General features: G+C 66.0%; 12 protein-coding genes and 1 tRNA gene. 11 read left to right on the top strand and 2 right to left on the bottom strand.

Annotated features, from left to right (window positions below; all coding sequences use genetic code 11):
* Window positions 1-5: 5 nt before the first annotated feature.
* The gene (locus AC3WJE_RS03150) at window positions 6-380 is read right to left on the bottom strand and encodes a YbjQ family protein (protein WP_493729325.1); all 375 of its coding nucleotides are present in this window, start codon (window positions 378-380) and stop codon (window positions 6-8) included.
* 143 nt (window positions 381-523) lie between these two features.
* Between AC3WJE_RS03150 and AC3WJE_RS03155 the strand changes: the two genes are divergently transcribed.
* From AC3WJE_RS03155 to lpxK, 5 genes are read left to right on the top strand one after another with little or no spacing between them, the layout of a single operon-like run.
* A complete protein-coding gene (locus tag AC3WJE_RS03155) occupies window positions 524-2,929 on the top strand; it encodes a DNA internalization-related competence protein ComEC/Rec2 (protein ID WP_493729326.1) in 2,406 nt (801 codons plus the stop codon).
* Between the two features lie 3 nt (window positions 2,930-2,932).
* A complete protein-coding gene (locus AC3WJE_RS03160; protein WP_493729327.1) occupies window positions 2,933-3,601 on the top strand; it encodes a MotA/TolQ/ExbB proton channel family protein in 669 nt (222 codons plus the stop codon).
* Window positions 3,602-3,605: 4 nt separating this feature from the next.
* Window positions 3,606-4,043, top strand: a complete 438-nt coding sequence (locus AC3WJE_RS03165) for an ExbD/TolR family protein (RefSeq protein WP_493729328.1) — start codon at window positions 3,606-3,608, stop codon at window positions 4,041-4,043.
* Entirely contained in the window at window positions 4,040-5,809 is a 1,770-nt protein-coding gene (gene msbA, locus AC3WJE_RS03170; RefSeq protein WP_493729329.1) for a lipid A export permease/ATP-binding protein MsbA, read from the top strand. The genes AC3WJE_RS03165 and msbA overlap by 4 nt, the downstream gene beginning before the upstream one ends.
* The gene (gene lpxK, locus AC3WJE_RS03175) at window positions 5,806-6,831 is read left to right on the top strand and encodes a tetraacyldisaccharide 4'-kinase (protein ID WP_493729330.1); all 1,026 of its coding nucleotides are present in this window, start codon (window positions 5,806-5,808) and stop codon (window positions 6,829-6,831) included. Before msbA ends, lpxK begins: the two co-directional genes overlap by 4 nt.
* 187 nt (window positions 6,832-7,018) lie before the next feature.
* On the opposite strand, the gene AC3WJE_RS03180 is transcribed toward lpxK, so the two are convergent.
* The gene (locus tag AC3WJE_RS03180) at window positions 7,019-9,178 is read right to left on the bottom strand and encodes a TonB-dependent siderophore receptor (RefSeq protein ID WP_493729331.1); all 2,160 of its coding nucleotides are present in this window, start codon (window positions 9,176-9,178) and stop codon (window positions 7,019-7,021) included.
* A 167-nt stretch (window positions 9,179-9,345) separates the two neighbouring features.
* Between AC3WJE_RS03180 and kdsB the strand changes: the two genes are divergently transcribed.
* The 6 genes from kdsB (at window position 9,346) to AC3WJE_RS03210 (ending at window position 14,600) form a co-directional block, all read left to right on the top strand.
* Entirely contained in the window at window positions 9,346-10,110 is a 765-nt protein-coding gene (kdsB, locus tag AC3WJE_RS03185; RefSeq protein ID WP_493729332.1) for a 3-deoxy-manno-octulosonate cytidylyltransferase, read from the top strand.
* On the top strand, window positions 10,107-10,577 hold the full coding sequence (locus AC3WJE_RS03190) for a low molecular weight protein-tyrosine-phosphatase (RefSeq protein WP_493729333.1): 471 nt from the start codon (window positions 10,107-10,109) through the stop codon (window positions 10,575-10,577). The genes kdsB and AC3WJE_RS03190 overlap by 4 nt, the downstream gene beginning before the upstream one ends.
* A 7-nt stretch (window positions 10,578-10,584) precedes the next feature.
* Window positions 10,585-12,003: a hypothetical protein gene (locus AC3WJE_RS03195; RefSeq protein ID WP_493729334.1), complete on the top strand. Its 1,419-nt coding sequence runs from the start codon at window positions 10,585-10,587 to the stop codon at window positions 12,001-12,003.
* Entirely contained in the window at window positions 12,000-13,847 is a 1,848-nt protein-coding gene (uvrC, locus tag AC3WJE_RS03200; protein ID WP_493729335.1) for an excinuclease ABC subunit UvrC, read from the top strand. The genes AC3WJE_RS03195 and uvrC overlap by 4 nt, the downstream gene beginning before the upstream one ends.
* Before the next feature lie 14 nt (window positions 13,848-13,861).
* Entirely contained in the window at window positions 13,862-14,488 is a 627-nt protein-coding gene (pgsA, locus tag AC3WJE_RS03205) for a CDP-diacylglycerol--glycerol-3-phosphate 3-phosphatidyltransferase (protein ID WP_493729463.1), read from the top strand.
* Window positions 14,489-14,524: 36 nt separating this feature from the next.
* A tRNA-Gly gene (locus AC3WJE_RS03210) sits at window positions 14,525-14,600 on the top strand.
* Window position 14,601 lies beyond the last annotated feature (1 nt).

The raw sequence follows: 14,601 nt of genomic DNA on the forward strand, positions 1-14,601 counted from the left end.
CCTGCTCAGGCTGCCGGCTCGACGACTACCGCGGTGCCGTAGCAGAGCACCTCGGTCAACCCGGCCATCAATTCGGTTGCGTCGTAGCGAACCGCGATGATCGCGTTCGCGCCTAGCTGGCGCGCGTGCAGCAGCATGTCGCGGTAAGTCTCCGAGCGTGCCTGCTCGCAAAGCTGCGTGTAGATGGTGATGTTGCCGCCGAAGATGGTCTGCAATCCACCGAGGAAATTGCCGACCACGGAGCGGGAACGCACGGTGATGCCGCGCACCAGGCCGAGGTTGCGCACGATCCGGTAGCCGGGTAGATCGAGTGCGGTGGTGACCATCTGGTCGTTCAGCGTGAGCGTGGGGACGTAGCTGCTGTTGTAGGGATCGGCCATGGCGGGTGCGGTTCCTGGAATGGTTCGGAAAGTCCTGACACGACGGTGCGACGGGCGCCGCTGTTCGCCGTGGGCGATCGAGCATAGCGTTGTTGCGGTGGCGGCCGCAGGCCGTCGATGCCGATCGGTCGAAGGAGTGGCCTGTGCGGGAATCGGACCGGCCGGATGCCGGATGCAACGAGGCGCGCGGACTGCCGCTGGTGGCGACATCCATCGGCCTGCTGATTGGCGTGGTGATCGCACTGTGGTGGCCGGGGCTGCTGCCGCGCTGGGTGTATGTGATCGCTTTCGTGCCGATACTGCCGGTCGTGCGTATCCGGTACTGGGGCGTTCCGCTGGCGGCTGTGCTGGTGGGGTTCGGTCTGGCCGAATTGCATGCCGCGTACGCGCTTGCCGGTCAGTTGCCTGCGGCATCGGAAGGGCGCGAGGTCGTAGTGCAGGGACGGATCGAAGGCCTGCCGCAGTCGGACCCACGCCGGACCCGCTTCGTGCTGCAGGTCGACGACGACGCGACCCAGCCTGCCTTCCTGCGCGGAAGGCGCGTGCAGGCATCGTGGTACGACAACTTCGGCGCGAAGACTCCCGGCCCGCGTGCCGCATTGCGTGCCGGTGCGGAATGGCGTCTGGCGTTGCGATTGCGCGCACCGCGCGGATTGAGCAATCCGGGCGGCTTCGATGCGGAACGGCATGCGCTGGGCAATCGGATCGCGGCAACCGCGCTGGTGCGCAGGCCCGAAAGTGCCGTGCAGCTCGCTCCGCCACGCGGTGTGGACGCGTGGCGCGAGGCGATGTCGGCGCGCATCGACACCGCCGTGGCCGGGCAGGGCGCGCCCTACGTGCGTGCGCTGGCGCTGGGCGATACGCGCGGGCTTCAGGATCCGGACTGGGAAGTGCTGCGTTCGGCCGGGCTGACCCATCTGATCGCGATCTCCGGCTTCCACGTCGGCATGGTCGCCGGATTCTTCGCCCTGTTGTTGCAGGGGCTGTGGTGGTTGCTGCCGGCGTTGGGACGCTATTGGCCGCGACGGCATGCCTCGGCGATCGGCGCGCTGGTCGGTGGCACGGGCTACGCCGTGCTTGCCGGACTCTCGCTGCCGACCGTGCGCACCTTGCTGATGATCGCCGTGGCGGTGTTGTTCGCGCTGGCGAGGCGACGCGGCAATACACCGCAGACATTGGCGATCGCCTTGCTGGCGGTGCTGTTGTTCGACCCGCTCTCGGTGTTGTTCGCGGGGTTCTGGTTGAGCTTCGTCGGCGTCGCCTGGCTGGTGTGGTGTCTGCCGACCCGGTCGATGCCGGTTCTGCGCGGGTTCCTTGCCGCGCAGCGTGTGGCGACGATCGGGCTGGTGCCGTTGACCCTGGCATTGTTCGACCAGGTATCGCTGGTCGGACCACTTGCGAATCTGTTGGCGATCCCGTGGTGGACGCTGGTAGTGGTGCCGTTGGCCTTGGTGGGGACCGCGCTGGAGGCGGCGGTATCGGGCGCGGGCGCCTGGGCCTGGCAACTGGCGGCCTGGTGCTTCGAAGTCAGTTGGACGTTGTTCCAGTGGCTGGCCAGCAGCCCGGTGGCCGCGTGGTGGGCGCCCGAGTCCGGTGCCTGGGCGTTGATGTTCGCGTTGCTGGGTGCGTTCTGGATGCTGATGCCGCGCGGCACGCCGGGGCGCGTGCTGGCGTTGTTGCTGTGGCTGCCGATCTGTCTGCCCGATCGCGAGCTTCCGGCCGAGGGTGAGGCCGAACTGATGATGATCGACGTGGGGCAGGGCTTGGCGCTGCTGGTACGTACCCGCTCGCACGTGCTGCTCTACGACGCCGGCCCGGCAGTTCCGGATGGTTTTGATGCCGGCGAGCGGGTGGTAGTGCCGGCATTGCGCGCCAGCGGGGTGCATCGCATCGACCGGATGGTGCTGAGTCACGCCGACGCCGATCACGCGGGCGGCATGGGCGCGGTCAGAGCGGTATTCCCGGTGCCGGATGCGTTGGCGCCGCTGGGCGCACCGCTGGATGTGCGTGAACGCTGCACGGCTGGCGATGAGTGGACCTGGGACGGCGTCCGGTTTCGCTTCCTGCATCCCTCCCCGGGTTTTCCGTATCTGCGCAATGAATCGAGCTGCGTGCTGCGGATCGAGACGGCCCACGGTGCGGCGCTATTGACCGGTGACATCGGCGACGTCATCGAGCAGCGGCTGTTGCGCGATGCCCGCGCAGACCTGCGCGCGGACGTGGTGCTGGCGCCGCATCACGGCAGTGGTGGCTCCTCGCAGCCCGGTTTCGTGCGTGCCAGCGGTGCCGGATTGGTGCTGGTATCGGCCGGGCATGGCAATCGATTCGGGCACCCGCGCGCCGATGTGGTCCAGCGCTGGCGCGAATCCGGTGCCGAGGTGCTGAACACCGCCGACAGCGGCGCGATACGGGTTTGGCTCGGGCGTGAGGGTGTTCAGGTCAGGGAGCGGCGCCCTTGGCGTGCCCGGCTCTGGGACGCTGCGGAACGTCGGCGGGCGACTGCTATCCTATCGGCGAACGTACATGCGGCCGGCGTGCCGGAGGGTTGAAACGTGTTGGAACTGGTCAAGGCCGGCGGTTGGCCGATGCTGCCCCTGCTGCTGCTGGGCGTAGTCGCGCTCGCGATCGTCCTGGAACGGCTCTGGAGCCTGCGCCGCAACGAGGTGCTGCCACTGGGGCTGGGCGAGGAGGTCCGCAACTGGGCCGCGCGCGGCAAACTTGACCCGGCCCACATCGAATCGTTGCGCCGCAACTCGCCGCTGGGTGCGCTGCTGGCCGCCGCGCTGGACATGCGCGGGCGTCCGCGCGAGCAGATCCGCGAGCGCATCGAGGACACTGGCCGCCACGTCGTGCATCGCATGGAGAAGTTCCTGAACGCGCTCGGCACGATCGCCTCCGCCGGCCCGCTGCTGGGGCTGCTCGGCACCGTGGTCGGCATGATCCAGATGTTCCTGGGCATCCTCGATCACGGCGTGGGCGACGTGAACCAGCTCGCCGGCGGCATCGGCAAGGCGCTGGTCTGCACCGCCACCGGCATGATCATCGCGGTGCCCGCGCTGATCTTCCATCGCTACTTCAAGGGCCGCATCAACGGCTACGTGATCGAGATGGAGCAGGACGCCACCTTGCTGCTGGATGCGCTCGATGGCCGTCCGGTTCCGGCCTCGACCGCCAAGCCGGCCGCCGCAGCACGCGCACCCGCGCTGACGGTCAAGGGCTGAGCGGATGCGGATCCGTGCCGACCGCACCCAGGACGAACCGCATATCGATCTGGTTCCTCTGATCGACGTGATCCTGGTGCTGATCATCTTCTTCGTGGTCACCACCACCTTCGATGCCCGCTCCACGCTGCAATTGCAGTTGCCGACCGCCAGTGACCAGAAGAATCCCGAACCGCCGCGCTCGCTGAGCGTGCTGGTCAACGCCGACGGCCGCTATTTCGTCAACGACCAGGAAGTGCTGCGCCAGGATGCCGAATCGTTGAAGCAGACCATCGCGCAGGTGGCCGGAGAGGACCGCCAGCAGAGCGTGCTGCTGCGCGCCGACGCACGCACGCCATACCAGGCTGTGGTGACCGCTCAGGATGCGCTGGGCCAACTCGGTTTCCGCCGCATCGCGATCGCCACAGCCCCCGAAGTCAACAGGGACGGAAGCCACAAGTGAACGATTCATCCGACGTGTCCGCCCAGGCTTCGCCCTGGCGGACCTACCGACGCCTGTTGTCGCATGCACGCGAGTATCGCGGACTGCTGCTGCTGGCCGCATTCGGCGCCCTGCTGGAGGCTGGTGCAGGCTCTGGCTTCCTCGCCCTGATGAAGCCGATCACCGACGAGACCTTCATTGCCCGCAATCGCGAGGTCACGTTGTGGCTGCCGCTGGCGATCGTCGGTCTGTTCGTGTTGCGTGGCGCTGCCGGCTACATGACCGACATGTCGATGGGGCGGGCCGCGCGCAGCATCGCACGCGACTTCCGGGTCAATGTGCTCGCCAAGTACCTGCGCCTGCCGGGCCACCGTTTCGATGCCGAACCGGTGTCCTCGATGCTGGTGCGGCTGGGTTCGGACAGCGATCAGGTCGCCCAGGCCGCAGTCGATGCGCTGAAGGTGATGGTGCAGCAGACCTTGCAGGTGATCGGCGCGCTGGTGGTGATGATCTGGTACAGCTGGACGGTGACCGTGACGATCCTGCTGGTTGCGCCGCCACTGGCCTGGGTGATGAGCAAGGTCGCACGGCGCTACCGCAGGGTCAGCCATCGCATCCAGGAAAGCAGCGGACACCTGTTGCAGTCTGCCGACCAGGCGCTGTCCGGCTATCAGGACGTGAAGGTCTACGGCGCGCAGGACAGCGAGATGACCCGCTACCGTGAGCTGGCCGATACCAATCTGCAGCTGGCGATGAAGGTCGAATCGACCCGCGGCATCTCCTCGGCCGCGGTGCAGTTGCTAGGTGCGGTCGGTCTGGCCGCGCTGTTGCTGATCGCCGGCCGCGAGGCGCTGGCCGGGCGCCTGAGCGCGGGCGATTTCGTCGCGCTGATGACCTCGATGATCGCGATCATTCCGGCACTGCGGAACCTCACCAATGTGCAGAACATGTTGCAGCGTGGCGTGGCTTCGGCGCAGCGCCTGTTCGTGGTGCTGGATACGCCCGAGGAACAGGACAGCGGCACTCGCCGTTTGGAACGCGCGCAGGGTCTGATCGAGTTCCGTCACGTCACCGCTGCTTACCCGGAGCAGAAACGTCCGGCGCTGGCCGATGTGAGCTTCGTTGCCGCGCCGGGCAGCGTGACCGCTATCGTGGGCCGTTCCGGTAGCGGCAAGTCGAGCCTGGTCAAGCTGATTCCGCGCTTCTACGACCCGCAATCCGGGCAGATCCTGCTCGATGGTCATCCGTTGCAGGACTACCGCTTGGCCGACCTGCGTCGGCAGATTGCGCTGGTCGGACAGCAGGTGATGCTGTTCGATGGCAGCATCGCCGAGAACGTGGCCTACGGCGAAATGCGCACGGCCAATGACGAGCAGTTGCAGCACGCGATCCGTGGTGCCAATGCGATGGAGTTCGTCGAGCATCTGCCCGAGGGCGTGCAGGCACAGGTCGGCGCCAAGGGCGGCAAGCTGTCCGGTGGCCAGCGCCAGCGCCTGGCGATCGCACGCGCGATGCTCAAGGATGCGCCGATCCTGATCCTCGACGAGGCCACTGCCGCACTCGACAACGAGTCCGAGCGACTGGTGCAGGATGCCCTGCATCGCCTGATGCCGGATCGCACCACGCTGGTGATCGCGCATCGCCTGTCGACGATCGAGCATGCCGACCAGGTGCTGGTGATGGACCAGGGCCGCATCGTCGAGCGCGGCACGCATGCCGAGCTGCTGGCGCAGGGTGGGCTGTATTCGCACCTGCACGGCATGCAGTTTCGCGAAAGGCAGGCATGAGCAAGCGAGGGGCACGCACACCTGCGTACTGGTACGGCGACGCATCCATTCCCGTGGGCGCGCGCCTGCTCGAGCCGCTATACGCCGGCGCGACCGCGTTGCGTCGCGCGCTTTATCGGCGTGGCTGGTTCAAGCGCCTGCAGATCCCGGTGCCGGTGGTGGTGGTCGGCAATGTCACCGCGGGCGGTACCGGCAAGACGCCGCTGACGATCGAGCTGGTCGCCCGGCTGAAGGAGGCCGGCTGGAAGCCTGGCGTGGCCAGCCGTGGTTACGGACGCGACGAAGCAAAGAAGGCACGCTGGATCGAGGCCGACACGCCGGTCGAGTTGTCAGGCGACGAGCCGGCGTTGATCGCGTGGAAGACCGGCGTACCGGTGCGGGTTGATGCCGATCGCGTCGCTGCCGCGCGCAAGCTGGTCGAAGCCGGCTGCGACATCGTGATCTGTGACGACGGCCTGCAGCATTACCGGTTGGCACGCGATGTCGAGATCGAAGTGGTCGATGCGCAGCGTCGTTACGGCAATGGGCACCTGCTGCCCGCGGGCCCATTACGTGAGCCGGCGGCGCGCGCGCGCGAATGCGATTTCCGCGTCGTCAATCTGGGGCAGGCCAGCGATGCGCCGGAACAGATCGCGATCGGCGCGGGTTTCGGCGAGTGGGGGATGCGCGTGCGCATCGAACTGGCGCAGCCGCTCAGCGGCGCGCGTACATGCCCGCTGTCGACGTTCGCAGGTCATCGCGTGCATGCGGTCGCCGGTATCGCCTATCCGGAGCGGTTCTTCGCGATGCTGCGCAATCGCGGGATCGGCGTGGTACCGCATGCCTTCGCCGATCATCATCGCTACCGCGCGGAAGATTTCGAATTCGGTAGCCGCTTGCCGGTGCTGATGACCGAGAAGGATGCGGTGAAGTGCCGTGACCTGGCCGAGGACGGTTACTACAGCGTGCCGTTGCAGGCCGAGCTGCCGGCGGCGTTCTGGGTGGCGTTGCTGGATCGCCTGGGCAAGCTGTCACGCGGGTAATGGCAATATGGCGCTTGCGTAGGAGCGGCGTCAGCCGCGATGGAGCTTTCATGCAGACCCTCTGCAAAAGCCCGTATTTCCATATACATGGATCCAAGGGCGCGAGCCCCATCGCGGCTGACGCCGCTCCTGCAGGATAAAAACGAGGGCGCCTTTCGGCGCCCTCATCACATGCAGCGTGCCGTCATCAGAACTTGTAGTTGACCGACAGCCACCAGTTGCGCCCGGCGCCGTAGAAGCCCTGCGCCCAGTACAGGCTGTTGATGTACTTGCGGTCGGTGACGTTGTTGAGGTTCAACGTGGCGCTGATCTTCGGCGTGAAGTCGTAGCTGGTCATCATGCCGAGCAGGGCATAGGAGCCCTGGCGGGTGATGATCTCGTTGCCGCTGGTGTCGGTGACGCCCTGATCGCGATAGATGTCGTCCTGCCACTTCACGTTCGCGCCGACCTTCAACTGTTCCAGTCCCGGGATGCGGTAGGTGGTGGCCAGCTTGGCCGTGCGCCGCGGCACATAGGTGCGCACGTTCTCGCCGTCATCGCCCTTGATTCCGAGCTGGGTGTAGCTGGCACTGACCTGCCAGTACGGGTTCAACTGACCTGCGATCTCGGTCTCGTAGCCGGTGGAGGTGGCGTTGATGCCGTAGTAGGTCTGGATGTTGTTGATGTATTCGCCGGCTTCGGCCAGTCCTTCCTGCTTGGCACGGAAGAAGGCGAACGAACCGTTGACCCGGCCGTCCAGCCACTGGCCCTTGATCCCCAGCTCGGCGTTGTTGCCGGTGACCGGGTCGAGCACGCGGAAGTTGCTGTCCAGTTCGGTCTGCGGATTGAAGATCTCCGCATAGCTGGCGTATAGCGCGTAGTTGGGGTCGAAGTTGTAGACCGCACCTACGAACGGCGTGGCCTTGTTGTCGTCGTAAGAATGCACGCTGCCGTAGTTCTCGCCGCTGCTCTCGATCTGGGTGTAGTTCACGCCGGTGATCAGCTTGAGCTGGTCGCTCAGGTTCCAGCGGACCGTCGCGTAGGCGCTCTTGCGGGTCATGTCGAAGTTGGCGCCGAGCGAATAGGCATCGAAGCTCGGCTTGGTGTAGTTGCCGGTCCAGTCTTCCAGGCTGGGCAGTGCGGTACCGATGTCGTTGCTGTACCAGGACAGCTGGGTCACATCGTAGTGGGCCCAATTCACGCCGGCTACCAAGTCGTGCTGGCGCCCGCCCAGTGCAAAGGTGCCACTGACGTAGAGGTCTGCGTACTTCTGGGTCTCGTCGCTGGCGTAGTAGGAGGGGTAGGAATACAGCCCCAGCCCGGTGTCGCGGTCAGGCGTGCCATAGGCGTAGAACAGGTCGCCTTCGGTCTCGAACTTGCGGTAGTTCAGCGACGCCTTGAGCTTCCAGTCGCCACCGAGTTGTTGTTCGAGTTCGACGAAAGCGCGCTTGTCGGTGCTGTTCCAGGTGCTCCAATCGGTTGCAGTGCTGGTGGAGCGATCGTAATTGGTGGCGCTGCCGTCGGTGTAGTACAGCGGCAATGCGCCCCACATCGCACCCTTGGGCTTGTTCTGCTGGTAGCTGGCACCGACGGTCAGCAGGGTGCTGTCGCTCAGGTCGGCCTCGATCACGCCGTAGAACACTTTCTTGCTGCGGCTGTAGCGGTCGAGGTAGCTGTCGCCGTCCTGCCATGCACCGACCAGGCGCCCGCGCACGCTGCCGCTCTGGTTGAGCTTGCCCGACACGTCCGCGTCGATGCGGTAATTGCTCCACGAGCCGCCGCCGACGCTGACACTTCCCTGCAGGTCCTCGGTCGGACGCTTGCGGACGAAGTTGATCGTCGCCGACGGATTGCCGGTGGAGGAGAGCAGGCCGTTGGCGCCACGCAGCACCTCGATGCGGTCATAGATGGCGGTGTCCATGTCGCCTTCGGCTCCGCCGTTGGTGAATGGCAGGCCCAGGCCATCGACCTGGAAGTTGGTGATGTCGAAGCCGCGTGCGGTGTAGTAGGTGCGATCGGTCTCGATCTTCTCGACGTTGACGCCGGCGGCGTGGCCCAGCACGTCGTCAGCGCTGTTGAGCGCGAAATCGTCCATCTGCTGACGGCCGATCACGCTGACCGACTGCGGGGTTTCCAGTGGAGACAGGTTGAGCTTGGTAGCGGCGGCGGTCTTGCGCACCGTGTAACCATCCTGACGTTCGGCAGTCACCTTGACCGAATCCAGCGTCTTGGCATCGGCGGCTTCTTCGGCCTGGGCGGCCAGGGGAGCGGCCAGGGTGGCGAGCAGCGACAGGAACAGCGCGTTGCGGCGCAAGGCGGAGTGCGAAATCGGCGCGGTCGATGCCGGGCCTGGGACGTTCGAGGTCATGGGGCTCTATAGAATGTTGGGGGAATGGCTCGTTCCACCGGTCGGACCGATGGTGTTCCGTCGTCGCGGACCGACGAATGAAAATTATTCTCAATTAACCTTAGGGCAAGCGCAATCGATGAACACGGGGTTTGTTAAGGAATCGTTTTGGATGAATGGGACTCGTCGTGGCTGAGGCCTTTGTCGTTGCCATCCCCGCCCGCTATGCCGCCTCGCGCTTGCCCGGCAAGCCGCTGCGCCTGCTCGGAGGGCGACCGATGGTCCAACACGTGGCCGAACGGGCGCTGCTGGCCGGTGCGCAGGAGGTCTGGGTGGCTACCGACGACGAGCGGATCGCCGAGGCGATCACCGGCATCGAGGGCGTGCATGTGGCCATGACCGCCACCACGCATGCCTCGGGCACCGATCGGCTGGCCGAGTGCGCGCAGATCGCCGGCTGGGGCGATGAGGTGCGGGTGGTGAACCTGCAAGGCGACGAGCCGTTCGCGCCGGCCTCGGGCATCCGCGCGGTGGCAGAGCTGTTGGTCACCTCGGGCGCCGAGATGGCCACGCTGGCGACCTCGATCGAAGATCCACACGAGCTGTTCGACCCCAATGTGGTCAAGCTGGTGCGCAACGTACGTGGCGATGCGATGTACTTCAGTCGCGCGACGATCCCCTGGCATCGCGATGCCTTCGCGCTCTCGCACGAGCGCAAGCCGGAAGGCGAGTGGCTGCGTCACATCGGCATCTACGGCTACACCGCCGGGTTCCTGCGTCGTTTCGCGGCGATGCCGGCGGGGATGCTGGAGCGGATCGAGTCGCTGGAGCAACTGCGCGTGCTCGAAGCAGGTCATCGGATCGCAGTGGCGTTGACTCCGGAACAGTTTCCGCCGGGCATCGACACGCCGCAGGACCTGGAGCGCGCCGAGGCGCGTCTGGCGGCCCAGTGAAGCTTCTGATCGTCTGTCTCGGCAATATCTGCCGTTCTCCGATGGCCGAGGGTGCGCTGCGTGCGCGGATCGACCGGGCAGGGCTGTCGGATGTCATCGAGGTCGATTCGGCCGGCACCGGCAGCTGGCATGCCGGGGAGCCACCGGACCGGCGCGCGATCCGCTGTGCGCAGGGCCATGGTGTGGATATTTCCGGATTGCGTGCGCGGCAGGTCCGCGCCCAGGACTTCGAGACGTTCGACTGGCTGCTGTGCGCCGATGCGAGCAACCGGCGCGACCTGCTGCACATCGCGCCACCGGCCTACCAGCACAAACTGGCGTTGTGGCTTCCGTGGGCGGGGATCGAGGAACGCACCGACATTCCTGATCCCTATACCGGTGGGCCGGATGACTTCGAGCGCGTGTGGCGGCTGGTGGATGCCGCAGCCGTCGCCAGCGTCGGCCGGATCGCCGCCAACCGGGCATAATTACGCGATGAACGCCACGCTCGCGCCGGAGTTCCCCGAATTCCCTACCTGGCTCAACGCCAGACCCTCCACGCTGCACGAGCATCGTGGCCGCCCCTTGGTATTGGCGTTCGTCAACGCCGGATCGGTGTGGTCGGTGCAGCGGCTGGCCGAACTTTCGTACTGGCAGGCACGCAATCCGGGCCGGCTGCAGGTCATCGTCGTGCAGGTGCCGCGCTTCGAAAGCGAGCGCGATCCGCAGCGCGCATTGAAGCTGCTGCGCAGCCAGGGCATCAGCGCGCCCACGTTGCTCGACAGCGACTGGGAGACCTGGCGCCGGTTCCGTATCGAGTCCTGGCCGACCCTGGTGCTGCTCGATGCGCAGGGGCGCGAGCGGCAGCGTCTGGTCGGTCCGGGAGGCGAGCTGGAGCGCGCGCTGCAGGCGCTGTGCGAAGGCCAGCATCCTCCCAGCGATGGCGAATTGGGAGTGGAGCGTGAGCTGAATCCAGAGCCGAGGCTGCCGTTGCAGTTCCCGGCAGGGCTGGCGGCGACCCCCGATCGGCTCTACATCGCCGACAGCGGCCATCACCGCATCCTCGAATGCACCCACGGCGGCCGCATCCTGCGCCAGTTCGGCACCGGCACGCCCGATTTCATCGACGGCGGCATCGGCGAGGCCGCGTTCAAGCGCCCGCTTGGTGTGGCGCTTGAACGGGAGTTGCTCTACGTCGCCGATACCGGCAACCACGCTTTGCGGCGCATCAATCTGCGCAGTGGTCAGGTCGATACCCTGTGCGGCAACGGCAAGGCGGGCGAACCGGTGGCTGGGCCGTTGTCCAACCCGGCTGGCGTCGGTCTCGATCATCCGCATGGCCTGGCGGTGATCGGCAATCAGGTGTTGATCGCGATGGCCGGCGACAACCGGATCTGGAGCTACGACCTGGGCCACAAGAGCCTGTCGTGGCGCGCCGGTGCCGGCGTGCTGGAGACGCGCGATGGCAGTGGCCATCTGGCCGCGTTCGCACAGCCGGTGGCGCTGGCGGCCGTGCAGCAGGTGCTGTACGTCTGCGACGCGCTGGGTTCGGCGATCCGTTCGATGCAACTGCGTGGCGATCTGGTGCAGACGCTGGTCGGCGGGCAGGGCGTCTGGGAGTCCGGCTACGAGGATGGCCCGCGCTCGCGCGCACGTCTGGAGTATCCGCAGGGCATCGCCCTGGCGCCCGATTCGCCGGTGTTGTGGATTGCAGACAGCGGCAATGGTCGCCTGCGCTCGCTGCGCCTGGGCGGTGGCGAGTTGGCGACGGTGGCATTGCCGCGTCGCCTGCATGGTCCCTCCGGTCTTGCAGTGACGGCCGGTGCGGTGTGGATTTCCGAGACCGACGCGCATGCCGTATTACGCTACGACATCGCCAGCGGTGAATTGAGCGATGTACCGATAGCAGAATGAAGTCCAGGCCGAAAGCCGAATTCGACGGAAAGGCGTTCGCCGCCAAGCTGAGCACCGCGCCAGGTGTCTACCGCATGTACGCGGAAGACGACACCTTGCTGTACGTGGGCAAGGCCCGGGCTTTGCGCAATCGCGTGGGCAGCTACTTCAACGGCAACCCCAAGACCACCCGGATCATGTCCATGCTCTCGCAGATCGCGCGCATGGACGTCACCGTGACCCGCAGTGAGGCCGAGGCGCTGCTGCTGGAAAATCAGCTGATCAAGTCGCTGTCGCCGCGCTACAACGTCGCGCTGCGTGACGACAAAAGCTATCCGTACGTGATGCTGACCCGCGAGCAGTGGCCGCGCATCGCCCTGCATCGTGGGCCACGGGCGGTCGCGGGCCGCTACTTCGGTCCTTATGCCAGCGTGATCGCGGTGCGCGAGACGCTCAACCTGATGCACAAGCTGTTCCGGCTGCGCAGCTGCGAGGACAGCGTGTTCCGCAACCGCTCGCGGCCGTGCCTGCAGTACCAGATCGGCCGCTGCAGCGCGCCGTGCGTCGATCTGGTGGGCGCCGATGACTACGCCGAGTCGGTGCGACGGGCCACGCTGTTTCTCGAGGGCAAGAGTGACCTGCTTGCCGACGAGTTGATGCAATCGATGCAGCAGGCCAGCGAGGCGTTGGAATTCGAGCGCGCCGCGCGGTTGCGCGACCTGTTGTCTTCGCTGCGCAGCATGCAGAACCGCCAGTATGTGGACGGCCGCGCCGCCGATCTGGACGTGTTGTCGGTCGCAATCCAGATGAGCCACGCCTGCGTGCTGTTGCTGAGTTTCCGCGATGGTCGCAATCTCGGCACGCGCGCGTTCTTCCCGCGCACCAATGGCGAGGACAGCCCGGGCGAGATCCTGGCGGCGTTCGTCTCGCAGTACTACGCCGAGCACACGCCTCCGCGCGAGATCGTGCTGGATCGCGAGATCCCCGATCTGGATCTGATCGAGGACGCGCTCAGCGTGTCGGCCGAGTACAAGGTCTCGCTGAAGTGGAGCGTGCGCGGTGAGCGCGCCGGCTACGTCGAACTTGCCAGCCGCAACGCGCAGCTGACGCTGGCGACCGAACTCGACAGCCAGAGCGCCCAGCATGCACGCAGCGAAGCACTGCGCGAGATGCTGGGGCTGGCCGAACCGGTCAAGCGCGTGGAGTGCTTCGACATCAGTCATACGATGGGCGAGGCGACGGTGGCCTCATGTGTGGTGTTCGATGCGAGCGGGCCGGTGCGAGGTCAGTATCGGCGCTACAACATTTCCGGCATCGAACCGGGTGATGACTACGCAGCGATGCGGCAGGCGATCGATCGCCGGTTCCGCCGTGCAGTGGAAGAGAACGGGGTGATGCCGGATGTGCTGCTGATCGACGGCGGCGCCGGCCAGCTGGCGCAGGCACAGGCGGCGTTGGCCGATCTGGGCGTGGAGAACGTGGTTCTGGTGGGTGTCGCAAAAGGGGAGGAGCGACGTGCCGGGCATGAGGCACTGGTCATGCCCGACGGTCGCGAACTGCGACCGGGCGCGGCCTCGCCAGCGTTGCAGTTCATACAGCAAGTGCGCGACGAGGCGCATCGCTTCGCGATCACAGGTCACCGCGGGCGTCGGCAGAAGGCGCGGATGACCAGCAAACTGGAGGACATTCCGGGCATCGGGCCGCGTCGTCGCGCCAACCTGCTCAAGCATTTCGGCGGATTGGCGGGGCTCAAGGCCGCAGGCGAGGCGGAAATCGCGCGTGTAGACGGCGTCAATGCTGCGCTGGCCGCGCGAATCTACGCTAACCTGCACGGGTTGCCGGCGCCTGACGCGTCCGGCGAATAGAGAACCAGATGAAGTTGACCATCCCCACCTGGCTGACCCTGGCGCGGATCCTGATGATCCCCGTGCTGGTCGTGGTGTTCTACCTGCCTTACAAGTGGACGAATTTCGCATCGGCCGCTGTCTTTGGGCTGGCAGCCTTCACTGACTGGCTCGATGGTTGGGTGGCACGCCGCTATCACCAGTATTCCGCGTTCGGCGCCTTCCTCGATCCTGTCGCCGACAAGCTGATGGTGGCGGTGGCGCTGTTCCTGATCGTGCAGGGCCATCCCACGCCGTGGATGGCGTTCTGGGCGGCGGTGATCGTCGGTCGTGAGATCGCGGTGTCGGCGTTGCGCGAATGGATGGCCGAAATCGGCCAACGCGCCAAGGTGCGCGTGGCGATGATTGGCAAGATCAAGACCACCGCGCAGATGGTCGCGCTGTTGTGTCTGCTGTACTCGGTGATGCCCGGACGTGCCGCTGGGGAGGGTATCTGGATGGGGGATTACGCATTCCACATCGGCGACTGGATGCTGGCGATCGCCGCGATGCTGACGCTTTCGTCCGGTATCCAGTATCTGCACGCGGCTTGGCCGAGCCTGCGCGAGGACGAGAAGGCAGCCACGCGTGGATCAGGGAAAAAAGCCGGTTCGAACAGTTGACAGGTTCCCGGTTCAATGTAAAATTTCGCCTCCCAAGCGGGAATAGCTCAGTTGGTAGAGCGCAACCTTGCCAAGGTTGAGGTCGCGAGTTCGAGTCTCGTTTCCCGCTCCAG

This window comes from Pseudomonas sp. GW821-FHT07E12, from assembly GCF_058986605.1.

Coding starts and splice junctions, on each gene's coding strand:
- AC3WJE_RS03150 (WP_493729325.1), bottom strand. CDS start 380: ATGGCCGATCCCTACAACAGCAGCTACGTCCCCACGCTCACGCTGAAC.
- AC3WJE_RS03165 (WP_493729328.1), top strand. CDS start 3,606: ATGCGGATCCGTGCCGACCGCACCCAGGACGAACCGCATATCGATCTG.
- lpxK (WP_493729330.1), top strand. CDS start 5,806: ATGAGCAAGCGAGGGGCACGCACACCTGCGTACTGGTACGGCGACGCA.
- AC3WJE_RS03180 (WP_493729331.1), bottom strand. CDS start 9,178: ATGACCTCGAACGTCCCAGGCCCGGCATCGACCGCGCCGATTTCGCAC.
- AC3WJE_RS03195 (WP_493729334.1), top strand. CDS start 10,585: ATGAACGCCACGCTCGCGCCGGAGTTCCCCGAATTCCCTACCTGGCTC.
- uvrC (WP_493729335.1), top strand. CDS start 12,000: ATGAAGTCCAGGCCGAAAGCCGAATTCGACGGAAAGGCGTTCGCCGCC.